General features: G+C 63.3%; 19 protein-coding genes. 6 read left to right on the top strand and 13 right to left on the bottom strand.

Annotation, left to right across the window (positions count from 1 at the left end; all coding sequences use genetic code 11):
* Positions 1 to 59: 59 nt before the first annotated feature.
* Complete coding sequence (leuA, locus tag VLA65_RS08125) at positions 60 to 1799, bottom strand: 2-isopropylmalate synthase (protein WP_332602195.1); 1740 nt, start codon at positions 1797 to 1799, stop codon at positions 60 to 62.
* A gap of 251 nt (positions 1800 to 2050) precedes the next feature.
* On the opposite strand from leuA, the gene VLA65_RS08120 reads away from it, so the two are divergent.
* Entirely contained in the window at positions 2051 to 4003 is a 1953-nt protein-coding gene (locus VLA65_RS08120; protein WP_284989010.1) for a M13 family metallopeptidase, read from the top strand.
* 10 nt (positions 4004 to 4013) lie between these two features.
* Here VLA65_RS08120 and VLA65_RS08115 read toward each other — a convergent pair whose 3' ends face one another.
* The 5 genes from VLA65_RS08115 to VLA65_RS08095 form a co-directional block, all read right to left on the bottom strand.
* The gene (locus VLA65_RS08115) at positions 4014 to 5591 is read right to left on the bottom strand and encodes an LCP family protein (RefSeq protein WP_332602194.1); all 1578 of its coding nucleotides are present in this window, start codon (positions 5589 to 5591) and stop codon (positions 4014 to 4016) included.
* A gap of 74 nt (positions 5592 to 5665) precedes the next feature.
* Positions 5666 to 6628, bottom strand: a complete 963-nt coding sequence (gene era, locus VLA65_RS08110; protein WP_059390009.1) for a GTPase Era — start codon at positions 6626 to 6628, stop codon at positions 5666 to 5668.
* A complete protein-coding gene (locus VLA65_RS08105; protein WP_332602193.1) occupies positions 6612 to 7943 on the bottom strand; it encodes a hemolysin family protein in 1332 nt (443 codons plus the stop codon). Before VLA65_RS08105 ends, era begins: the two co-directional genes overlap by 17 nt.
* Positions 7940 to 8413: an rRNA maturation RNase YbeY gene (gene ybeY, locus VLA65_RS08100; protein ID WP_059390010.1), complete on the bottom strand. Its 474-nt coding sequence runs from the start codon at positions 8411 to 8413 to the stop codon at positions 7940 to 7942. Before ybeY ends, VLA65_RS08105 begins: the two co-directional genes overlap by 4 nt.
* Entirely contained in the window at positions 8410 to 9498 is a 1089-nt protein-coding gene (locus VLA65_RS08095; protein ID WP_059390011.1) for a PhoH family protein, read from the bottom strand. The genes ybeY and VLA65_RS08095 overlap by 4 nt, the downstream gene beginning before the upstream one ends.
* 422 nt (positions 9499 to 9920) lie before the next feature.
* Between VLA65_RS08095 and VLA65_RS08090 the strand changes: the two genes are divergently transcribed.
* Positions 9921 to 10808 (top strand): GerMN domain-containing protein, encoded by an 888-nt coding sequence (locus VLA65_RS08090; protein ID WP_059390012.1) that lies wholly within the window; start codon positions 9921 to 9923, stop codon positions 10806 to 10808.
* 31 nt (positions 10809 to 10839) lie between these two features.
* On the opposite strand, the gene VLA65_RS08085 is transcribed toward VLA65_RS08090, so the two are convergent.
* The 3 genes from VLA65_RS08085 to hrcA form a co-directional block, all read right to left on the bottom strand.
* Positions 10840 to 11616, bottom strand: a complete 777-nt coding sequence (locus tag VLA65_RS08085; RefSeq protein ID WP_284989003.1) for a 16S rRNA (uracil(1498)-N(3))-methyltransferase — start codon at positions 11614 to 11616, stop codon at positions 10840 to 10842.
* A 2-nt stretch (positions 11617 to 11618) separates the two neighbouring features.
* Entirely contained in the window at positions 11619 to 12749 is a 1131-nt protein-coding gene (dnaJ, locus tag VLA65_RS08080) for a molecular chaperone DnaJ (RefSeq protein ID WP_059390014.1), read from the bottom strand.
* 67 nt (positions 12750 to 12816) lie between these two features.
* Positions 12817 to 13830 carry a heat-inducible transcriptional repressor HrcA gene (hrcA, locus tag VLA65_RS08075; RefSeq protein WP_332602192.1) on the bottom strand — a complete coding sequence of 338 codons (1014 nt, stop codon included), beginning with the start codon at positions 13828 to 13830 and terminating at the stop codon, positions 12817 to 12819.
* Positions 13831 to 14010: 180 nt separating this feature from the next.
* Here hrcA and VLA65_RS08070 point away from each other — a divergent pair, with 180 nt between their 5' ends.
* Both VLA65_RS08070 and VLA65_RS08065 read left to right on the top strand, forming a co-directional pair.
* A complete protein-coding gene (locus tag VLA65_RS08070) occupies positions 14011 to 14868 on the top strand; it encodes a DUF3097 domain-containing protein (RefSeq protein ID WP_332602191.1) in 858 nt (285 codons plus the stop codon).
* 103 nt (positions 14869 to 14971) lie between these two features.
* Positions 14972 to 15385, top strand: coding sequence for a DUF4870 domain-containing protein (locus VLA65_RS08065; protein WP_059390016.1), 414 nt, complete (start codon positions 14972 to 14974; stop codon positions 15383 to 15385).
* Between the two features lie 57 nt (positions 15386 to 15442).
* Here the strand turns inward: VLA65_RS08065 and hemW are convergent, their stop codons facing one another.
* The gene (hemW, locus tag VLA65_RS08060; RefSeq protein WP_332602190.1) at positions 15443 to 16672 is read right to left on the bottom strand and encodes a radical SAM family heme chaperone HemW; all 1230 of its coding nucleotides are present in this window, start codon (positions 16670 to 16672) and stop codon (positions 15443 to 15445) included.
* 63 nt (positions 16673 to 16735) lie between these two features.
* The gene (lepA, locus tag VLA65_RS08055; RefSeq protein WP_284988999.1) at positions 16736 to 18589 is read right to left on the bottom strand and encodes a translation elongation factor 4; all 1854 of its coding nucleotides are present in this window, start codon (positions 18587 to 18589) and stop codon (positions 16736 to 16738) included.
* Between the two features lie 217 nt (positions 18590 to 18806).
* Between lepA and VLA65_RS08050 the strand changes: the two genes are divergently transcribed.
* Both VLA65_RS08050 and rpsT read left to right on the top strand, forming a co-directional pair.
* Complete coding sequence (locus VLA65_RS08050; RefSeq protein ID WP_332602189.1) at positions 18807 to 19376, top strand: type II toxin-antitoxin system PemK/MazF family toxin; 570 nt, start codon at positions 18807 to 18809, stop codon at positions 19374 to 19376.
* A gap of 171 nt (positions 19377 to 19547) precedes the next feature.
* Positions 19548 to 19808, top strand: a complete 261-nt coding sequence (gene rpsT, locus VLA65_RS08045; protein WP_028267110.1) for a 30S ribosomal protein S20 — start codon at positions 19548 to 19550, stop codon at positions 19806 to 19808.
* Between the two features lie 193 nt (positions 19809 to 20001).
* Here rpsT and holA read toward each other — a convergent pair whose 3' ends face one another.
* Positions 20002 to 21018, bottom strand: a complete 1017-nt coding sequence (gene holA, locus VLA65_RS08040; protein WP_284988997.1) for a DNA polymerase III subunit delta — start codon at positions 21016 to 21018, stop codon at positions 20002 to 20004.
* A gap of 56 nt (positions 21019 to 21074) precedes the next feature.
* On the bottom strand, positions 21075 to 22541 hold the full coding sequence (locus VLA65_RS08035; protein ID WP_332602188.1) for a ComEC/Rec2 family competence protein: 1467 nt from the start codon (positions 22539 to 22541) through the stop codon (positions 21075 to 21077).
* Between the last annotated feature and the right edge of the window lie 43 nt (positions 22542 to 22584).

The following is a 22584-nucleotide window of genomic DNA, read 5'->3' as shown; positions in this document are numbered from 1 at the left end:
CCTTCTCGGAGCCGGCGAAGCCGTGCGGCGCCGTGTTGACGACGCCGCACGGCAAATGGCTATGCCCGGACGGCCCTGATGGCCCGGTTGACGGCAGAGATGACTGCCTTGAGTGCCGCGGTGCTCGTGTTGGGATCGATACCGACTCCCCAGAGGACCCGCTCGCCCACGGCGCATTCAACGTATGCTGCGGCAGTGGCGCTGCCACCTTCGGAAAGGGCATGTTCGGAGTAGTCCAGGACGCGGACGTCCACGCCGTCTTGACGCAGGATGTCCAGCATGGCCGCGATCGGGCCGTTGCCCGTGCCGGTCCGCTGGACCACCGTGCCGTCAATGCGCAGGGCCGCATGCAGGGTCAATTCGCCGGACTCATCGGTCTCGGTGCGGATGGAACCCAGCGAGTAGCGTCCCCACTGGCCATCGGCCGTGCTGGCCGGCAGGTACTCGTCCTGGAACATGGCCCACAACTGGGCACCGCTGACCTCGCCGCCCACAGTGTCGGTGCGGTGCTGGATGACGCCGGAGAATTCGATTTGTGCGCGACGCGGCAGGTCGAGGCTGTGCTCGTTCTTGAGCAGGTACGCCACCCCGCCCTTGCCGGACTGCGAGTTGACGCGGATGACGGCCTCGTAGCTACGGCCCAGGTCCTTGGGATCGATCGGCAGGTACGGAACCTGCCAGGTGAAGTCATCCACGGCCTTGCCAGCGGCGGCGGCGTCCTTCTCGAGGGCTTCGAAGCCCTTCTTGATGGCGTCCTGGTGCGAACCGGAGAATGCCGTGAACACCAGGTCGCCACCGTACGGGGAACGCTCGGGAACGGGCAACTGGTTGCAGTACTCGACCGTCCGGCGGACTTCGTCAATGTCCGAGAAATCGATCATCGGATCCAGGCCTTGGACGAACATGTTCAGGCCTAGGGTGACCAGGTCCACGTTGCCGGTACGCTCGCCGTTGCCGAACAAGCAGCCTTCGATGCGGTCGGCGCCGGCCAGGTAGCCCAACTCAGCGGCGGCAACACCCGTGCCGCGATCGTTGTGCGGGTGGAGGGAGATGATGATGCCTTCACGCGGGTGCAGATTCCGGTGCATCCATTCGATGGAGTCGGCGTAGACATTGGGCGTGGCCATTTCCACGGTGGCGGGCAGGTTGATGATGACCTGCTTGTCCGCGGACGCTTCGAAAACGTCGGCGATCGCGTTGCAAACACGTGCTGCGTACTCGAGCTCGGTTCCGGTGAAGGACTCCGGCGAGTACTCGTACGTGATGTGTGTGTCCGTGAGGGTTTCCTCGTATTTCTTGCACAAGCGGGCACCCTGGAGGGCGATGTCCAGGATCCCGTCCTCGTCCTGGTTGAACACGACGCGCCGTTGCAGGACCGACGTGGAGTTGTACAGGTGGACGATGGCCTGCTTGGCGCCGACGAGGGATTCGTAGGTGCGTTCGATCAGGTGCTCGCGCGCCTGGGTCAGGACCTGGATGGAAACGTCATCCGGGATGTGGCCGCCTTCGATGAGCTGCCGCACGAAGTCGAAGTCTGTCTGCGAAGCGGACGGGAAGCCGACTTCGATTTCCTTGTAGCCCATCTTGACCAGCAGTTGGAACATTTTCAGCTTGCGGGCCGGGCTCATGGGGTCGATCAGTGCCTGGTTGCCGTCACGGAGGTCCACTGCGCACCAGCGGGGAGCCTTGGTGATGACCTTGTCCGGCCAGGTGCGGTCCGGCAGCTCGACATTGATCTGTTCCTGGAAAGGCAGGTACCGATGAATGGGCATTCCGGAGGGCTTTTGTGCGTTGCGCATGACTTGGGGCCTTTTCTCTTAATCTTTGATGGAAGATTGGCCGGGCATAGCTAACTCCGCAGCGAGGGTTGGCCTAGCGAATGATCGCCTACGAGGCCCCGCCGCGGCAGCTAAGGAGAAGCATTCCTGCACGCACCATTTCACAGTAACACGGGTGCGTATGATGACAATGCAATACCAGAAGCAACGTCCACTATGCAGACGCGTGAACGGTAGTGAGCCGGTTCCGCTCGTCGTCCGAAGGAGTTCTTGTGCCACAGTCGGGGATCACACTGTCCAACATCGATGAAAGCGTCAGGCCGCAGGACGACCTTTACCAGCACGTCAACGGGGCGTGGCTGAAGTCGACGGTCATCCCGGACGACCGACCGCTCGAGGGAACCTTCACCGCGCTCCGCGACGGCGCGGAACTAGCAGTCAAAGCGATCATCGAGGAAGCTGCAGCAAAGGGCGAAGACGCCAGCGGCATCGAGCGCAAAGTAGGCGGGCTCTACAACAGCTTCATGGACGAGGAAGCCACCGAGGCCAAGGGCATGGAGCCTATCCGCGCCCGGCTCGCGGAGGTCTTTGCCACGGCGTCGCCAGCCGAAGTGGTGGCCCTGACGGGGCGCCTGTTCCGCTCGGATGTTTCCGGCCTCTTCTCGATCTATCCCGCTCCCGACGCCGGGAACCCGGACCGGATCCTGTTGTACATCGGCCAGGGCGGCCTGGGCCTTCCCGACGAATCGTATTACCGGGACGAGAAGTTCGAAGGCATCGTCAGCGCCTATGCGAAATACGTCGCCAAACTCTTCGGCCTGGCGGGCATTCCCGACGCCGACACTGCCGCGGCGCGCGTCGTCGCCCTTGAGAAGGCCCTTGCTTCGCACCACTGGGACAACGTCACCCTGCGCGATCCGCAGAAGACCTACAACCTCAAGACCGCGGAAGAGGGCCGCGAACTGTTTCCACACCTTGACGCATGGTTCGATTCGGCCCGCATTGAAGCGGACAAGTACACCGAGCTGGTGGTCAGCACCCCGGACTTCTTCACCGGTGCGTCCGCCCTTGTCGAGTCCGAGTCCCTTGCCACGTGGCAGGAGTGGCTGGCCCTGCGCGTGCTCAATGCCGCCGCCCCTTATCTTTCGTCGGCGTTCGTGGACGCAAACTTCGATTTCTACGGCACCACCCTGAGCGGCACTCCACAGAACAAGGACCGGTGGAAGCGGGGCGTCGCCGTCGTCGAAGCCGCCCTTGGGGAGGCGGTAGGCCAGATCTACGTGGAACGCCACTTCCCCGAAGGCTACAAGGCCAGGATGCAGACGCTGGTTGCCAAGCTGATCGAGGCCTACCGCGAGAGCATCACGGCCCTCGACTGGATGGGCGAAGACACCAAGGCGGAAGCGCTGAAAAAACTTGAGGCCTTCCGGCCCAAGATCGGTTTTCCGGACAAGTGGATCGACTATTCCGCCGTCGAGATTGACCCGAGCGACCTTTTGGGCAACGTCGAGCGGGCACACAACGCCGACGTCGACCGTCACCTCGATGAGGTCGGCAAGCCGGTCGATCTCGACAAGTGGCTCATGACCCCGCAGACCGTCAACGCGTACTACCACCCGATGCTGAATGAGATTGTCTTCCCCGCCGCGATCCTGCAGCCACCCTTCTTCACGGCGGAAGCTGACGACGCGGTCAACTATGGAGGCATCGGCGCCATCATCGGTCATGAAATCGGCCACGGCTTCGACGACCAGGGCTCCCAGTTCGATGGAAGCGGAGCGCTGCGGAATTGGTGGAGCGAGGAGGACAGAAAGGCCTTCGAAGGACTGGCGGCAAAGCTCGTAGCCCAATTCGACGCCCTTGCCCCCTACGCCGCCCCTGAGCACAAGGTCAACGGGAAGCTCACGCTCGGCGAAAACATCGGCGATCTCGGCGGCCTGACCATTGCCTACAAGGCCTACCTCTTGAGCCTTGACGGTGCTGAGCCGCCGGTCCTTGAAGGCCTGACCGGACAGCAGCGCTTCTTCATGTCCTGGGCTGCCGGCTGGCGCCAAGTCATCCGTCCCGAGGAGGCCATCCGGCGCGTCGCTACGGACCCGCACTCCCCCAACGAGTTCCGAACGAATGCCATCGCCAAGAACCTGGATTCGTTCCATGAGGCGTTCGCGGTGGAAGCCGGGGATGGAATGTGGCTGTCGCCTGAGGACCGCGTCAGCATCTGGTAGGCAGCAGCAGCTACCTCGCGACGAGTGCGGGGTTGACCGCCTGGCATTTCACGTCGCCTGCGGTCTGCTTGACGACGTCGGCCGGAACGGAGGCAACTCCGTACTTGGTTCCCGAATCGAAGTCACTGCCGATATAGACCTGGACTCCCACGATGCCGTTGGATGGTTCGACTTGCGAGGCCGGGATCCCCAGGAGATTCGCGACATCCGGCGCAACGTCGGCATAGCCTGCCCCGTAATACACAACGGTCCTGGGAACGGCAGCCGCGAGGAAGTGTGCGGCTTTCGTGAATCCGCCGCCAACCAGGGCGGCTGCGATCTCCTGGCCGCGGGATGCGATGCCTGTTCCGTCGGCAACGGTCACTGTCTGAAGGGCCTTGTCATAGGCGGGAACAGGCGGAGCGCTCGGCGCTGGCGCCGCGCTGCCGGACGGTGCCCCCGAGGCCGCAGGCGAGGGACTGGCCGAGGGAGCGGCCGTAGCCCCCGGGGTGGTCAGGTCGAGGTTCGCGCGCATGGCTGCGAACAGCTGGGTGGCCTGCGGTTGAACCAATTCGAGCCTGTTGGGATCGACGGCGGCGGGCTGGGTGGGAACCGACACGAACGCGACCTTGGACAAGTCAACGTCCTTGAGGCGGCTCCCGATGGTCAGCAGCGACTGGACGGACGCCAGGCCTTCGTCCACGGTCAGGTTCTTTGTCACGGCATCGGCAATGGACAGCAGGCTCTGCGGATTGCCCAGCGTGCCATCAGACTTGATCTTCCGGGTCAGCGAGGAGAGGAAACCCTGCTGCGCCTGGATACGGCCGAGGTCGCTTCCATCGCCAAAACCGTGGCGGGTACGGAGGAAGGCCAGGGCTTGTTCCCCTTGGACGCTCGATGTTCCCTTGGGGAGCCGGAGTCCGGAATCGGGGTCGTAGACGGCGTCGCTCACGCACACATTGACTCCGCCTACGGCGTTGGACAGCTCCTTGACGGCGTTGAAGTCAGCCATCATGAAGTGGTCGATTTGCAGTCCCGTGAGCTTGTTGACTGTGTCCACGGCGCAACCGATCCCGGCTTCTGCCATGGCCGAGTTGATCATGACGTTCGAGTGGGGTTGATACACGGTATTGGTCTTGGGATCAGTGCATGACGGGACATTCACCAGGAGGTCACGGGGAAAGCTCGTGAGGCTCACTCTCTTGTTGTCCGCTGAAATGTCCAGCAGCATCATGACGTCTGACTGGCCGTAACCGGTGGAATCCTGCGTTGAACCGTATTGCGAGTTCTTGCCGTCCCTCGTGTCGGACCCGAGGATGAGGATCTGCAGGCGGTCCGTTGCGTCGTTGGCCGCGGCTTCGGTTCTCGTGGCGCCCGCCGACAACGGTGCTTTGCTGATGTTCGATTGCAAGCGGATGACCCAGTAGGCGGCGAAAGCGATACCGGCAACCAACAGCACTGACACCGTCACGGCAGTGACCTTGAGCCAGAGCGGGAGGCCCTTCGGAGCATTCATGTGGCGGGGGGTGCCGGGAGCTTCCCCGTGGCGTGCAGCGCCGCGGGCACCAAGGGTGCCGGGCTCTTGTACGCGTGCATCGCGACGTCGCACGACTCGCTCAACCTTTCCTCGGAAAATGGGATTCGGACCATTTTACGGGCCCAAACTGGGAAATTCCCCAGCGGTTAGAACCCCAGCTTCACGAGTTGCTTCGGGTCGCGCTGCCAGTCCTTGGCCACTTTCACGTGCAGGTCGAGGTAGATCTTGGTTCCCAGGAGGGCCTCAATGCCCTTGCGGGCGTTCGTTCCGACTTCGCGCAGCCGGCTTCCGGCCTTGCCGATGATGATGGCCTTCTGGGACGGGCGCTCAACATACAAATTGACCCGCACGTCGAGGAGCGGATTGTCTTCGGAGCGGCCCTCGCGGGGCAGGATTTCCTCCACCACCACGGCCAGGGAGTGCGGAAGCTCGTCGCGGACGCCTTCCAGCGCTGCTTCCCGGATAAGTTCGGCGACCATGACGGCCTCCGGTTCATCGGTGAGTTCACCGTCCGGGTAGAGCGGCGGAGAAGGCGGCATGTGGCCGATGAGGACGTCGGCGACCGTATTGACCTGGAAACCGTCGGTTGCTGAAACCGGAACGATATCGGCCCAGCCTTGCTCGCCGAGGACTTCGCGGCCCAATGCGGCTACAGCCAGGAGTTGCTCGGTCAGGGCCTGGCGGTCAACAAGGTCGGTCTTGGTGACCAGGGCGATGATGGGCTTGCGTCCCACCGCGGCGAGCTGGGCTGCGATGTACTTGTCGCCCGGTCCGATCTTCTCGTTGGCGGGCAAGCAAAAGCCAATGGCGTCCACCTCGGAGAGGGTGTCCGCGACGAGATCGTTGAGCCTCTTGCCAAGGAGGGTGCGCGGGCGGTGGAGTCCCGGGGTGTCGACAAGGATCAGCTGCGCGTCGTCCCGATGGACAATGCCGCGGATCGTGTGCCTCGTGGTCTGCGGTTTTGCCGAGGTGATGGCCACCTTCTGGCCGACCAAAGCGTTGGTGAGGGTGGACTTGCCGGCGTTGGGACGCCCCACAAGAACCGAGAATCCTGCGTGGAAGCCGCCGAAGTCCTGATCGGCGTCGAACTTCTTATTGTGCTTGCTCACGTGGAACTCCCTGTTGCGTTGTGTCGGCCTCGTCGAGAAGGTCTTCAAGGTCAGTGTCTTCTTTTGGAATGGCTGCCGCAATGATATGGCTGACCCGGTTTCGCCGGCCTTCCAGCCTATCGGCTTTCAAGGAGATCCCATCCACGTGCACCGCGCTGCCGACGATGGGCACCTTGCCCAGGGTCTTGGCCAGGAGGCCGCCTACGGTGTCCACTTCGTCGTCGTCGAGGTCAATGTGGAAAAGTTCGCCGAGGTCGTCGATGCTCATCCGCGAACTGACGCGGTACGTGCCGTCACCAAGGTCAGTGACCTCGGCATCGTTCGAATCGTACTCATCGACGATCTCCCCGACAATTTCCTCAATCAGGTCCTCCAGCGTCACCAGTCCGGCCGTGCCGCCGTATTCGTCTATGACGACGGCGACGTGCGTGGACTCTTGCTGAAGCTCGCTCAGGAGGTCGCTGACAGGCTTCGATTCGGGAACGAAGCGTGCCTCGCGGGCTATGGTGTCAACGTCTTGGCGGACTGATGGTTGTTCGGGGCGATGCAATGCGGCAGCGACGTCCTTCAAATAGAGAATGCCGCGGATCTGGTCCGCGTTCTCGCCGATGACGGGGATCCTTGAGTACCCGGAACGGAGGAACAAGGCCATGGCCTGCTCCAGGCTGGATCCGGACTCGATGCTCACAATGTCCGTTCGAGGAACCATCACCGAGCGCACCAAGGTGTCGCCGAAGTCGAAGACCGATTGGATCAGTTCGGCCTCGCTGTCCTCGATCATGTCGGATTCCGTGGCCCTGTCCACGAGTTCACGGAATTCTTCCTCGCTGAAGAATGCTTCGTCGCCGGTGGGCGCGCCGGGCGCTACCGTACTGCCGATCGCCACGAGCCAACCAGGGATGGGACCCAGGATCCAGCACAGGAACCTGATGAGTGGTGCCGAGTAGCGAACCACCCCGCCCGAGTGGGCGCGTCCGAGTTGACGGGGCGAGACGCCCACCAGAACGAATCCAATGACGGCCATGATGCCTGTAGCCGCCAATCCGGCAAGCCAAACGTTCTCTAGGAGGCTGTGCATGACGACGGCGACGGCCACTGCTGCCGCCATCTCGAACCAGACACGCCAGAACCGCAGTGCGCGAATGTGCGCAACGGGCTGGGCGAGGATACTGCGAAGCGAATTTCCCCTGCTCTTGACGATGGCTTGCTCCGCGTCGTGCCGCGGCAGGAAGGTGAAGGCAGCTTCAGCCGCGGTCAGCAGGGCGACGAAACTGAGGAATACCAACGCCATCCCGACCAGGATGAGCGAGGTCACAGCATGGTCTCCATGGGGGCGTCCTTGCCGAGGAACGCGGACAGCAGCTCACGCTGCAGACCGAACATCTCTTCCTTTTCCTCCGGCTCCGCGTGGTCGAAACCGAGGAGGTGAAGGATTCCGTGCGTGCAAAGCAGGAGCATTTCATCCTGCGTTGAATGACCGGCGTTGCGCGCTTGAACCTCGGCTACCTGCGGGCAGATGGCGATGTCGCCCAGCATGCCCTGTGGAGCCGGCTTGCCGGGAGTACCTGGAGTCAGCTCATCCATCGGAACAGACAGGACGTCCGTGGCGCCGGGTTCGTCCATGAGCTCGATGTGGAGCTTTTCCATGGCGGGCTCATCCACCAGGAGGATGGAAAGTTCGGCCTGCGGGTGAATGTAGAGCCGCTCGAAGATGAAGCGCGAAAGCGTCACCAATTGTGCCTCGTCCACCTGGACGCCGGACTCGTTGTTGACCTCGATGCTCATCGGTGTTCTCCCCGTTTGTCATGGATGGGCGTGTGCTGGGCACGCACCCGGTGCTTTTCGTCCCACTTGCTGTAGGCGGACACAATGTCAGCGACGAGCCGGTGCCTGACGACGTCGGAAGCGTCCAGCATCGTGAAGTTCACGCCGTCGATCCCGCTGAGGATCTCCTGGACGATGCGCAGCCCGGAAGTGGCGCCGAAGGGCAAATCCACCTGGGTGATATCCCCCGTGACAACCATCTTGGATCCGAAGCCCAAACGGGTCAGGAACATCTTCATCTGTTCCGCCGTGGTGTTTTGCGCCTCATCGAGGATGATGAACGCGTCGTTGAGCGTGCGGCCGCGCATGTACGCAAGCGGTGCTACCTCAATGGTCCCGGCAGCCATGAGCCGCGGAATCGATTCCGGATCCATCATGTCGTGCAAAGCATCGTACAAAGGACGCAGGTAGGGGTCGATCTTGTCGCTCAACGTTCCCGGCAGGAACCCGAGGCGCTCACCTGCCTCGACGGCGGGCCTCGTGAGGATGATGCGGCTGACTTCCTTGAGCTGCAGTGCCTGGACGGCTTTGGCCATCGCCAGGTACGTCTTGCCGGTGCCCGCAGGGCCGATCCCGAAGATGACGGTGTTGTCATCAATGGCATCGACATAGTTCTTCTGGTTGAGCGTCTTGGGCCGAATGGTGCGCCCGCGGCTCGAAAGGATGTTGTGGGTCAGGATTTCCACGGGGTTTTGCAGCGATTGGCTCCGCAACAAGGAAACAAGCTGCTGGAGCACGTCCGGGGTGATGACTGTCCCCTTGCCGACCAGGCCACGGACTTCCTCCAGAAGCCGCATGATCCTGGGAACGTCGCTTGACGGTCCGCTGAAGGAGAGCTCGTTGCCGCGCACGTGGAAGTCGACGCCGGGGAACTGGGCTTCGATGTAGCGCAAGGCCTCGTCATGGCTGCCAAGGGTCTGAACCATCTGATCCGAGTTGTCGAAGATGACAACTTCCGTCCGGGCGCCCGGGACAGAGTGGGGAAACTCGGCCGGACCTGTCTCAACGCTGCCGGCCTTGGGCCGCCCGTTCAATGATTCTGTCATAGTGCTGGCCTCGCGGCCTGTGCTCCTCCGGCTTGGTGATGTCCATCGATTTTCTCCGATGTCCGTCTGCTGGATGGGCGCAGGATCGTGGGCCTCGGATTGCTTTCAATCCTACGCCAGCCAGTCTCCGGGATGGGTCCGGACCGTGCCCGGCGGGGCTGCGGACGGCGGATTCGTGCCGCTTTGGTATCAACTCGGCATCGACCTCGTATCAATCGGATTGCAGTTGTCCGCCCGGGTATCGAAACGCCAGCCGGGGCCCCGGAGACTATGACAAGCTGATTCATGGGCAAAAATGCCCCTGTGCCCGGCCGCCGGGCGCATGACTCCCCCGCGCTACAGCGGCCGAACACGATCAGGAATCCAAAATCACCAGGCCAGCCGTCACCCCTCACGGCACACGCATCCGGAAACGTTCCGCGATGCTTGTGACCGCCTTGACGGCTGCCTTGTTCCTTTCGGGATGCATTGCCGATCGCACTGGACAGGGATCCACGACGCCGGTCCCCACCCCGACCGCTGCCCTGCAGACGGCCCCCGACAGCAATGCTCCGCTCGAAACGACCCAGGCCTCCAACAAGATCCCCGTGTACTGGATCGGGCGCAGCGACACGGACACCTTCCTGTACCGCGAATTCCGTGACAACCCAGGCAACGAGAACCCCATCACCACGGCGCTGCGGATCATGATGTCCCAGAAGCCTCTGGATCACGATTTCTTCACTCCCTGGCAGAACCCTGGCAGCCTGGCGACCTCGATTTCCGGTAAGAACGTGGTCACGGTCGATGTTTCCCGCGACGCGTTCAACTCCAATCTCGATGCCGGGATGGCACAGCGGGCGGTCCAGGAACTCGTCTATACCGCTACCGCTGCGGCCGCAAGTTCGGGCCTGATCGATTCAGGACAGCAGATCAAGGTGACCATCCTGGTTGACGGGCACACGGACTACATGGCATTCGGCCAGGTCAAACTCGGCGATCCGATGGTGCGCGACGCCTCCATGGTGGCGCCGGTGTGGATCATCGACCCGCAGGAGGACCTGACCTTGCCTTCCGGTCCGGTCAAGTTCAACGGCCGAAGCACGGACCCCTCGAAGAAGCTGCATTGGCAAATCCTTCGCGAGAACTCAAACGGCGACAAGTCCTCGTACCTCGCCGGGCAGGTCACTGCCTCGACCGTTCCGGGACAGGGTGGAACCTTCAGCTTCACAGTGGGGCTCGGAGCGGGCCGCTACGAATTGCGGGTCTCCTTGATGGGACCCAACGACGCGGACATCGCGACTGATACCCGTACTTTCACCGTTCGCTGAGGACGTCCGCTGATCTAGGACGTGCTGCGGGCTACCAGCGCCCCAGGATGTCACTGGCGAGCACGACGGCGGCAGGACCCGCCGTCGACGAGCGAAGCACGTGGTGGCCCAAGAGCGCGGTGACGGCGCCGACGTCGCTGAGTTTCGTCACTTCGCGCGGTGAAATGCCGCCCTCCGGGCCGACAATGAGCAGCACTTCCCGCCCAGCCCCGGCATCGGCGTCGGAAACCCCGCCGTGCCACTTCTCCAGGACCTCCCGCAGCGGACGTTTCGCGTCCTCGTGCAGGATGATCGCCAGATCGGCGGCGGCAACGGCCGCAGCCAGGCCGGAGCCGTCGACGGCGGCACGCACCTCGGGAATCCACGCGCGCCGCGCCTGCTTGGCGGCTGCCGTGGCGACAGATTGCCATTTCGCGTGGGCTTTGGCCGCCCGGTCACCCTTCCAGCGCACGATGGAACGTTCCGCCTGCCAGGGCACGACGGCGTCGATCCCGAGTTCCGTTGCCGTTTCGACGGCGAGCTCGTCCCGGTCGCCCTTCGCGAGGGCCTGGACCAACACGAGCCGTACGGCTGGCTGGTGTTCCTCCTGGACGGCGGAGGCAAGGACCGTCAGGGTTCCCTGCCCGGATTCGGCCACGGTGCCCGTGAGCCGTTTGCCGGCGCCGTCGGCGATATCGACGGCTTCGCCGATTTCCAGGCGCTTGACGGTGACTGCATGCCTGGCTTCGGCGCCGTCAAGCATGAAAGAGTCGCCAGGGCCTAGCCCATCAAGCGATCCGGCAGCTGTGAAGAATACGGGGTTGCTCACCGCTACAGGTTACCGAGCTTGTCCCGCAGCTTCGCGAACATACCTCCACTGGCCACAAGCTTGCCTTCGGTGAACTGCTCCCCGCGCAACTTGGCCAGTTGGCGAAGCAGGTCTTCCTGTGCGGCGTCGAGCTTGCCGGGCGTCTCAACGTGAAGGTGCACCTTGAGGTCTCCCCTGCCGTAGCCGCGGAGATGGGTGACGCCCAGCCCGCGCAGGGTGATGACTTCGCCGGACTGCGTGCCGGACTTGACGTCGATTTCCTGGGGACCGTCGAAAGTCTCAAGCTGGAGCTCGGTACCCAGCGCCGCGGCGGTCATGGGGACGCTCAGCGTGGCGTGGAGGTCGTCGCCTTCGCGGATGTAGGTGGAATCGCTGTTGACCCGGATCTCCACGTAGAGGTCGCCTGGAGGCCCGCCTGCGGGGCCTGCTTCGCCTTGCGACGACAGCTGGATGCGGGTCCCGGTAGCGACGCCGCCAGGCACCTTGACGGTCAGTGAACGGCGGCTGCGGATGCGGCCCTGGCCGTTGCACTCATTGCAGGGATCCTTGATGATCGAGCCGAAACCTTCGCACGATCCACACGGCGCGGCGGTCATGACCTGGCCGAGGATCGAGCGCACGGCCCGCTGGACCTGGCCCGAGCCGCCACAGATGTCGCAGCGTTCCGGGTGGGTGCCCGGTCGGCAGCATGAGCCTTCGCACGTGGGACAGATGACTGCAGTGTCCACTTCGAGCTTTTTGTTGACACCGAAGACGGCTTCGCGCAGGTCGATGCGGACACTGATCAAGGCGTCCTGCCCGCGGCGCATGCGTGATGCGGGGCCTTGCATGCCGCCACCTCCTCCGCCGAAGAAGGTGTCGAAGATGTCCTGGAAGGCGAATCCCTGGCCCGCGTAGCCGCCGCCGAAACCGTTGTCGGTCCCGTTCTCGTTGCCGGTGGCGTCGTAGACGCGGCGCTTCTGTGGGTCGGAGAGGACCTCGTAAGCGTGAGTCACCGCCTTGAATTCCTCTGCAGCGCCGGCCCCGGGGTTCACATCGGGGTGCAGCTTACGTGCGAGTTTGCGGTAGGCCTTCTTGATCTCCTCGCCGGTTGCTTCCGGCGAGACGCCCAGAACGTCATAGTGACTGCTCAAAGTCGGTATCTCTTCCTTGTTTACGGTTCCACTGCGTTTCTTGCGGGGCGGTTTCCAGCCGAGGCCGTCAGCCGCCCAGAATGCGGGAAAGGTAGCGAGCGACGGCACGGACGGCCGCCATGGTGTTGGGATAGTCCATGCGGGTGGGTCCAAGAATGCCGATCTTGGCACTGCTGCCCGGACCGTAGCCCGTGGCAACCACCGAAGCCTCGGAGAGGCCGTCGTAGGGGTTTTCGCGGCCGATACTCACCGTGACGCCCCGGGGGTCTTCCGCCATGTCGGACAAAAGCCGCAACATGACAACCTGTTCCTCAAGCGCTTCGAGGACCGGACCGATGCTCAGCGGGAAGTCCACGTTGGAGCGGGCCAGGTTTGCCGTGCCTGCCATGACCATGCGTTCGTCGCGGCTCCGCTCGGCAAGCCTTTCCAGGCCGTGGGCAAGGGCGCCGGCAAGGTTCCGAAGCCCCGGCGGGCACAGGGCAACCACCGATGGCAGCACTTGCGGCATGAGGTCGAGCTGGGAGCCGGCGATGCTTCCAAGGAATCGCGCCCGCAAGGCCATGAGTTCGTCGTCGGTGGTGTCCGTCGCTGCGTGCACAACGCCCTGTTCCACCTTGCCCGAATCGGCGATCAACACCGCCAGGACCTGGCGCGGTGCCAAAAGGACAAACTCAATGTGCCGGACGCGCGCGCGGCTCAGGTGCGGATACTGCACGACGGCGACCTGGTTGGTCAGTTGGGAGAGGAGCCGGACGGTGCGCTCAAGGATGTCCTCGACGTCGTCAGGTCCCTCAAGCAAGGAGTGGATGGCCCGGCGCTCGGCGGCCGAAAGTGGTTTGACCTCGGAAATACGGTCGACGAACAGGCGATAACCCTTGTCCGTGGGAATGCGGCCGGCGCTCGTGTGCGGTGCGGCAATGAGGCCTTCTTCTTCCAAGAGGGCCATGTCATTGCGGATGGTTGCGCTCGACACTCCCAGATGGTGCCGTTCAACCAAGGCTTTGGAACCGACCGGCTCGCGGGAGTGAACGTAGTCCTCCACGATGGCGCGTAACACTTCAAGCTTGCGTGGTTCGCTCACTGCCCACCTCCAATCAACATTTCAACAGTTAGCACTCAACATGCCCAAGTGCTAACAAGTCTAGTATGAGCCACCTCGTTGTTAGCATTGGTACCGCTCGCGGCGAACATGATTCCCGCGCGGTCCCACGCAATGCCACGGACCGTGACCGATCCCCTAGCGCAAAGTGGTGTGAAGACCGTGTCTTACGACAATTGGGGCCCACAAGACCTCTCCTCGCCTGCCAAACGGCAACTGCCTGAGGTTCCTGTTGAACGCGGAATGGTTCTCGAAGACGTCCAGTCCGGCTGGGTCGGGGCCGTGACCAGGGTGGAGAAGTCCGGAGGCATGCACATTGTGGTGCTGGAGGATCGACGGGGAAAGGCCAAGTCGTTCCGGCTTGGCTTCGGATTCCTGCTGGAGGGACAAGCCGTGAAGCTCCTGCCGCCTGCCCCACGCCCGGCCGCCGCCAAGAGGGCGGCGCCAGCAGGCAGGACAGCATCAGGATCCGTCCGAGTCGCCGGCCAGCGGGCCCAAGTCGCCAAGGCGAGCCGGATATGGGTGGAAGGTAAGCACGACGCCGAACTTGTGGAAAAGGTGTGGGGAGATGATCTCCGGGTGGAGGGTATCGTCGTCGAGCCGTTGCACGGCGTGGACGATCTCAAGGCGGCAATAGCCGCATTCTCCCCTGGCCCGGGCCGCCGTCTCGGGATCCTTGTGGACCACTTGGTCCCGGATTCGAAGGAGTCGCGGATTGCTGCCGACGCCATGACCCTGCCGGGCGCCGCGGGAAACGTCTTGATCGTGGGACACCCCTACGTGGACGTCTGGCAGGCAATCCGGCCCAAGGTGTTGGGGATCGAGCAATGGCCGACCATCGCGCGGGGCACGGATTGGAAGACCGGGATCCTGAAGGCGTTCGGCTGGCCGCATGAAACGGCCGAGGACGTCGGACTGGGTTGGCAGAAGCTGCTGGGCGCCGTCCACAGCTATGCCGATTTGGAGGCGTCTCTGCTGGGTCGCGTGGAGGAAGTGATCGATTTCCTGACCGTTCCGTGATGAATTACCTGCGTAGGGGACAGCAGTTGGTCGGCTGACCGCGTGCCAAGCAAGTATTCTGGGACAGCAACACTGCACCGATAGACACTCGAAGGAAGAAACTGTGGCAGACAACGCTCCTGACGATCGGGACGGCACCTCGGGCCAGTCCCAGTACCACGGCGTTCCTGCCAACGCGCTGCCCTTGACCGCCTCGGAAGACCGGCAGTGGGCAACCCTGGCGCACTTTGGAGGAATCCTCGGCTGCGTGCCTTCGCTCCTGATCTACCTGATCTTCCGCGAGCGTGGCCCGTTCACGGCCCAGGAATCCAAGGAAGCGCTCAACTTCACTTTGCCTCCGACGATTGCCGCAGTGCTCGCAAACATCCTGGTCCTGCTCCCGGTGGTGGGAAACCTGTTCGCGGTTTTGGCCACGGCGATTTGGGTCGCAGTGACCTGCTTCTCGGTGTCGGCCGGAATCCGCGTCAACCACGGTCAGCCGCACCGCTACCGCTTCAACCTGCGCTGGATCAAGTAGCCGGTCCTCGCGGCGGGCGCCTATGTAGCCTCCCGCTCCGGGCGCTGACGCCTGCCGCTAGTCCGGAAGGATCCGGCGGACCACGGCATCGGCGAGTAGCCGGCCCTTGAGGGTCAGGACCAGCCGTCCTTGGAAGGCCGCTGCGGGTTCAACCAGGCCGTCGGCAATGAGGCCTGCAACGGCGTGGCGGCCCACCCTGTCGAGCGCGTCGACTTGAAGCCCGGTGCCGAGGCGCGCCTCCAGCATGATGCGTTCCACTTCCCGGGTTCCGGCGTCGAGCGTTTCCCGTCCAGCGGCCGGCGAGGCCCCGCTACCGAGCCTGTTGGCATAGGCGGTGGGGTGCTTGACGTTCCACCAGCGGACGCCGCCCATGTGGGAATGCGCACCGGGTCCGATGCCCCACCAGTCGTCTCCCCGCCAGTAGGCAAGGTTGTGTTTGCACGCCTGTTCGGGCGTACGGGACCAATTGCTGACCTCGTACCAGTCCAGACCGGCGGCGCTGATCAGCTGATCGGCGAGTTCGTACTTCGCGGCGTGGTCGTCGTCGTCGATCCCGGGAACCTCGCCGCGCCGGATCTGTGCCGCCAGCTTGGTGCCTTCTTCCACAATCAGCGCGTAGGCGCTGATGTGGTCCGGACTGTAGGACAAGGCAGTCTCCAGGGAGATCTGCCAATCAGCCATCGACTCGCCGGGAGTGCCGTAGATGAGGTCGAGGCTCACGGCAAGACCGGCGTCGCGCGCCCATTGGACCACCAAGGGGACGCGGCTGGGTGTGTGTGTACGGTCCAGGACCTTGAGCACGTGAGGGACTGCCGACTGCATGCCGAAGGAAATCCGCGAAAAGCCGGCATCCGCGAGCAGCTGGAGGGACTCCGGCGTCACGGAGTCCGGATTCGCTTCAGTGGTGACTTCGGCTCCGGCTTCCAGTCCCCAGTGCCCGACGGCGGCCGTCAGGATGCGTGCGAGATCTTCAGCAGGCAGGAGGGTCGGCGTGCCGCCGCCGAAGAACACCGTGCTCAGGGGCCGCTGCGGCAGCCCGGAGGCTTCCATGGCCCGGACGGCGAACTCCACTTCCGAAATGGCAGTGGACGCGTAGGCGTCCTGGGAGGCGCCGCCGCCAAGCTCAGTGGCGGTGTAGGTGTTGAAATCGCAGTATCCGCAACGCACGGCACAGAAAGGTATGTGGACGTACAGTCCAAACTTGCGCGAATCGACACCGTCGAGCACCTGCGGAGGCAAGATGCCGTCCGCAGGTGCAGGATCCCCAAGGGGAAGAACGCTAGGCACGGAACTCCCTCCGGGGCCGTTCTGTGCCCGCCTGTACCGCAGTGTTCCGGGCGGACAGCCGCATTACTTCTTGGCCTTGTCCTTGGATTCGTCGGTGGTCAGCGCTGCGATGAATGCTTCCTGTGGAACTTCCACGCGGCCCACCATCTTCATGCGCTTCTTGCCTTCCTTCTGCTTTTCCAGAAGTTTGCGCTTACGGGTGATGTCACCGCCGTAGCACTTGGCAAGGACGTCCTTGCGGATGGCGCGGATACTCTCGCGGGCGATGATCCGGGAGCCGATGGCGGCCTGGATGGGGACCTCGAACTGCTGGCGGGGAATGAGCTCGCGCAGCTTGCCTGTCATCATGACGCCGTAGGCGTAGGCCTTGTCCCGGTGGGTGATAGCGCTGAAAGCGTCAACCTGCTCACCCTGGAGCATGATGTCCACCTTGACCAGGTCGGCAACCTGCTCGCCGTCGGCCTTCCAGTCCAGCGATCCATAGCCGCGGGTCTTGGACTTGAGGATGTCGAAGAAGTCGAAGACGATCTCGGCCAGCGGCAGGCGATACCGGATTTCCACCCGGTCTTCCGAGAGGTAGTCCATGCCGCCCATGACCCCGCGGCGGCTCTGGCACAGCTCCATGATGGCGCCCACAAACTCGTTGGGAGCCAGGATGGTGGCAGACACCATTGGTTCGCGCACCTCGGCGATTTTGCCCGTGGGGTATTCGCTGGGGTTGGTGACGTGCAGGACGCGTTTGTCCTCCAGCGTGACCTCGTACTCAACGTTGGGAGCGGTGGAGATGAGGTCGAGGTTGTATTCTCGCTCGAGGCGTTCACGGGTGATTTCCAAGTGCAGCAGGCCCAGGAAGCCCACGCGGAAACCGAAGCCCAGGGCGGCGGACGTCTCCGGCTCGTAGACGAGCGCGGCGTCGTTGAGCATCAGCTTCTCGAGGGCATCCCGCAGAACGGGATAGTCCGTGCCGTCCAAGGGGTACAAGCCGGAGAAGACCATGGGCTTGGCATCGGCGTAACCGGCCAGGGATTCCGAAGCGGGCTTGGCCAGGTTGGTCACGGTGTCGCCGACCTTCGACTGGCGGACGTCCTTCACGCCGGTGATGAGGTAGCCTACCTCGCCGACGCCCAGCCCCTTGGAGGGAGTGGGTTCCGGAGAGCTGACACCGATTTCCAGGAGCTCGTGGGTGGCGCGGGTGGACATCATCTGGATCCGCTCGCGTGGGTGCAGCATGCCGTCCACGACACGGACGTAGGTGACCACGCCGCGGTAGGTGTCATACACGGAGTCGAAGATCATGGCGCGGGCCGGAGCGTCCGGGTCGCCGACAGGGGCTGGAAGATCGCGGACGATCTTGTCCAGGAGGGCCTCCACGCCGACGCCGGTCTTGCCGGACACGCGCAGCACGTCCTCGGGATCGCCGCCGATCAGGTTGGCGAGTTCCGCGGCATACTTTTCGGGCTGGGCGGCCGGGAGGTCGATCTTGTTGAGCACCGGAATGATGGTGAGGTTGTTTTCCATCGCCAGGTAGAGGTTGGCCAGGGTCTGGGCCTCGATGCCCTGGGCGGCATCCACCAAGAGGACCGCGCCTTCACAGGCCGCAAGGGAACGGGAAACCTCATAGGTGAAGTCAACGTGGCCGGGGGTATCGATCATGTTCAGGGCGTAGCTGGTGCCGTCGAGTTCCCAAGGCATGCGCACAGCCTGGGACTTGATGGTGATGCCACGTTCGCGTTCGATATCCATGCGGTCCAGATACTGGGCCTTCATGTCGCGGGACTTAACGACGCCGGTGTACTGCAACATGCGGTCGGCCAGGGTGGATTTACCGTGGTCGATGTGGGCGATGATGCAGAAGTTCCGGATGATGGCCGGATCTGTCGCGGCGGGCACCGGTGCGGTGCGGGCCATGGGAGACACGCAGGGTCCTTACTGTCGATACTCACACGGCCGGACTCCGGACTGGTCTGGACCATTCCGGCCGAAGCCGCATATCTGAACTAATAGTCTCCCATGAACATGACGCGGCTTGTGCACTGTGATCGGGCGCCGTCGCAATGTGGGAGACGTATGTGCACGACTTGTGTGCGAGGCGTTTTGTGCGACCCGGCACGGCAAGGGAAAGTACGGTAGTTCCATGGCACCGGATACACATTTGCTTGGCAGACTACTCAGAGGCTCCCTGGGCTACCTCCGACGGATCATCGGATCCCCGGCTGGCACACCCCCTCACCGGTCCCCGAAGGCCGGGGCCCCGGCGAAGGCGGGCCAAGCCCGGAGCGCAAGCACCGGCGTCGGGCAGCTCTCCCGCTCCTACCCGGGCGACTTCCGCGGCGCCGTGACTCCGCGGTACTGCCCCAATCCGGACGGCAAACCGGACCCCGGAGAGATCGCGTGGTCTTGGGTTCCGTACGAAGAGGATTATTCCCAGGGCAAGGATCGCCCGGTCCTGTTGATAGGGCACGACGGCGCGTGGCTGCTCGGGCTGATGCTGACCAGCAAAGACCACGACAACGGCCGCCGTTCAGATGACTACGTCGACATCGGAACTGGGTCCTGGGACCCCCAAGGCCGGCCCAGCGAGGTCAAGGTAGACCGGGTGGTTCGCATCAATCCGGCGGACGTCCGGCGCGAGGGTGCTGTCCTCGACAAGCGCGCTTTCCAAGTTGTGGCGCGTCGGCTCAACGGGCAACACGATTCGGCGTAGACCCGAAATCCCCGGAAAAGGGCCGAGTCTGATAATATTTATGGCTGTGTGTCCGTGCAGGTCGACGGCCACTCATGGTTGGCTGCCATAGGCATCCCCACGCCGCTCAGTCGATGGCCAACCTGAAAACCCTCTAGACCATTTTCCGCATTAAAAAGAGAGTTCACACACGTGGCTAATATCAAGTCCCAGAAGAAGCGCATCCTCACCAACGAGAAGGCTCGCCTGCGTAACAACGCCGTCAAGTCTGAGCTGAAGACGGCCATCCGCGCCGTTGCCACCGCCGTTGAGTCCACGGACAAGGATGCCGCTGCAAAGGCTCTTGTTGCTGCTAGCCGTAAGCTGGATAAGGCTGTCAGCAAGGGCGTTATTCACAAGAACAACGCTGCAAACCGCAAGTCGGCGATCTCCAAAAAGGTCAACGCACTCTAAGGTTTATCCAGTTCGACTGAGCTGAACGTGAGGCCGGCACCCATTTGGGTGCCGGCCTCGCGTCTTTAAGATTCGAGGCACGCCGGCGGACGGGCGGGGCTTACTGACGACGCGGAAAATGCCTATCGACCCAGGTATTCGGGCGTCGCCAAGCATTGCGCGTAGCGCCCGACAGTCTGGGTGTCGCGCGGACCTAGCGTCCGCGGGCCGAGGTGGCAATGACGGTGACAGCGTGCTCCACCGCGTACACAGGATCCCGCGAGAGGCCCTTCACTTGGGCGTCCGCTTCAGCCGTGACCTGAATGGAACGGATCAGGCCCTCGGGAGTCCAACGGCGAACGTCGCGTTGGGCCTGTTCCACGAGCCATGGCTGCATGCCAAGCTGCTTGGCGATCTGTGCCGACGATCCCTGGGCGCCGGCTACCTTGGCCAGGGTGCGGAGCTTCGCGGCGAGGGCGGCTACCAGTGGCACCGGGTCAACCCCGGTGGCGAGGGCATGCCTGAGGCTGGACAGCGCTTGCGGCCCGTTGCCGGCCATGGCGGCGTCAGCAACCTTGAATGCCGTGGCTTCCACGCGGCCACCGTAGTAGCGTTCGACGGTGGCTGCGTCCACCGTGGTGGTGGCGTCCGCGATGAGCTGGTTGCATGCCGCAGCGAGTTCGGAGAGGCTGGCTCCGACTGCATTGACGAGGGCTTGGACGGCTTCCGCTTCGATGCGGCGGCCGCCTGCCTTGAATTCCGAGACGACGAATGCTGTTTTCTCGGCGTCCTTTTTCAAGGGTTGGCAGTCCACCACCGGCCATCCGGAGGACTTGATGGCGTCCAGGAGTTTCTTTCCGCGCACCCCGCCACCGTGGCGAAGGACCAACACGACGTCGTTCTCCGGTTGGGCTACGTATTTCAAGGCATCGGCAAGGAAGGCATCGGTCATGGACTCGAGGCCCTCGATCTCGATGAGTTTTGCCTCATCGAACAGTGACGGCGTGACCGCCATTGCGAGGGAACCGGACTCGTAGCTTCCGGCATTGAGCTTGCTGATTTCCACTTCCGGTGCTGCGGCACGCACTTGCGATCGGATCCGATCCATGGCCCGGATTCCGAGGTATTCCTCAGGGCCGGTGATGAGCACTACCGCGGATGGGGTAACGTCCCGCCAGCTGGCGGTGTTCGCCGCGGAAGTTTTAGCCTTGGAGACCTGGGCAGCAGCCAATGTTGCTTCCTTCCAGAAGGGTTTTGCAGAATTCCAGTCTCCCACGTTCAGCGGGTCTATCGGCGACGAAGAGACGACTCCCCTGCGGCTATGAGGAGCACCAAGCGGCCGTGCAACCACAGTACGGCGGAGACCACCCGCGTCGGATGCAAGACCAGCCACACAAGCAGGACTGTCCCAACAGACCAGAGACTCATGGTGGCGATTCCAGCGGGACCTTCCGGCCACGGCAAGGACGCTCCGGGAAGCCCGGCGAAGAACCTGGCGATTGCCGCCACCATTCCCGCGCTGGCCCCGGCAACGGCTATCGGAACAATTGCAAGCCAGGGAAGCAGCGGGACAAGGGGGACAGCAATGGTTCCCAGGATCGTCACGGGTGCGACAAACGGAGCAACTGCGATATTCGTCAGCAATGAGTAACTGGAGAACTGCGGTTGCAAGGCTACGATGACCGGGCTGCACAGAAGCTGCGCCGCCAAGGGGACGGCGACGGCGGACGCTAGCCAGGAAGGTACCCAAGACGGAGCCCAGGAAGCGATAGGCCGTGCCAACAGGACAATTCCCAGGGTAGCGAGGACGGACAAGAGGAACCCCACACTCGTACCAAGTGAGGGATCCAGGGTGAGCAGCCCAGTGACCGCGAGGCACAGAAAGCCCAGGCTCCTGCCCTGCCGGCCGCTACTTAGCGCGGTGAGGCCGATAGCACCCATGACCGCTGCCCTCAGGACGCTTGCGTCCGGCCCCACCATCATGACAAAGGCCGCCAGGCCACCAAGGGCCACGATTGCCGCGACTCCCCTGGCAAGCCTAAAGCTCCTTGCCAGTAGCACCAGGCCGCCAAGAATGAGGCTGCAATTTGCGCCGCTGACCGCGGTGAGATGGGTGGTGCCGGTGGTTTTCATCGCCGTCTCCAGGCTTTCGTCCAAGCCCGTGGTGTCGCCCGTGACCATTCCAGGCAGGAGACCGGCGGCGTCGCCCTGCAACCACTCGGCGGCGGAACTGAATTGCCTTTTCAATTGGGCGGGACCGTGGGGAATGTCGGCAGGTCCTTGCGTCGGGTGCCTTGCTTCTGGCTTGTTCTGTGTGTCTGGCTTGTTCTGTGTGTCTGGCTTGTTCTGTGTGTCTGGCTTCCGCTGTGAGTCCGGCCGCATGGGTGGGGTGGCGGCGGCAAGAACACCAGCCTCGACTTGTCCTGGCTTTGCAGGCTTCAGTTTTCCGGCTGTTCTTACCTCCTGTCCCGTGACAACCTGCCCCCAGCCTTCGCCTCCGGTCAGCAGAATTCTGGTGCGGGAGCGGATCAGCATGCCGTCGGCCGCAATATCAATCACTTCGGCCGGCACGGCCCACCGTCCCGATCCACGGGAATCCGTGCCTAACTCGCGAGGATCACCCACGATCAACACATGAATGACCACCGAATCGCGCGCCGCTGCAACGTCGGCAACCGGTCCGTCGTCGCGCTGTCCGGCTTGCATTGCGGCGTGGGCGGCCACGGCCGCGCCGAACAAACACGCAACGGCCAACGTGGCAGGAAACGTCCTCAGGCTACGAGGAGCCCTGGCCCGA

The sequence above is a fragment of the Arthrobacter sp. S2(2024) genome, from assembly GCF_036662515.1.
Taxonomy (GTDB): domain Bacteria; phylum Actinomycetota; class Actinomycetes; order Actinomycetales; family Micrococcaceae; genus Arthrobacter.
This window is presented reverse-complemented; position numbering and strand designations above follow the sequence as displayed.

Excerpts from the sequence above, each read along its gene's own strand:
- leuA (WP_332602195.1), bottom strand. The coding sequence starts at position 1,799 with ATGCGCAACGCACAAAAGCCCTCCGGAATGCCCATTCATCGGTACCTG.
- ybeY (WP_059390010.1), bottom strand. The coding sequence starts at position 8,413 with ATGAGCATCGAGGTCAACAACGAGTCCGGCGTCCAGGTGGACGAGGCA.
- VLA65_RS08095 (WP_059390011.1), bottom strand. The coding sequence starts at position 9,498 with ATGACAGAATCATTGAACGGGCGGCCCAAGGCCGGCAGCGTTGAGACA.
- VLA65_RS08090 (WP_059390012.1), top strand. The coding sequence starts at position 9,921 with ATGCTTGTGACCGCCTTGACGGCTGCCTTGTTCCTTTCGGGATGCATT.
- VLA65_RS08050 (WP_332602189.1), top strand. The coding sequence starts at position 18,807 with ATGGCACCGGATACACATTTGCTTGGCAGACTACTCAGAGGCTCCCTG.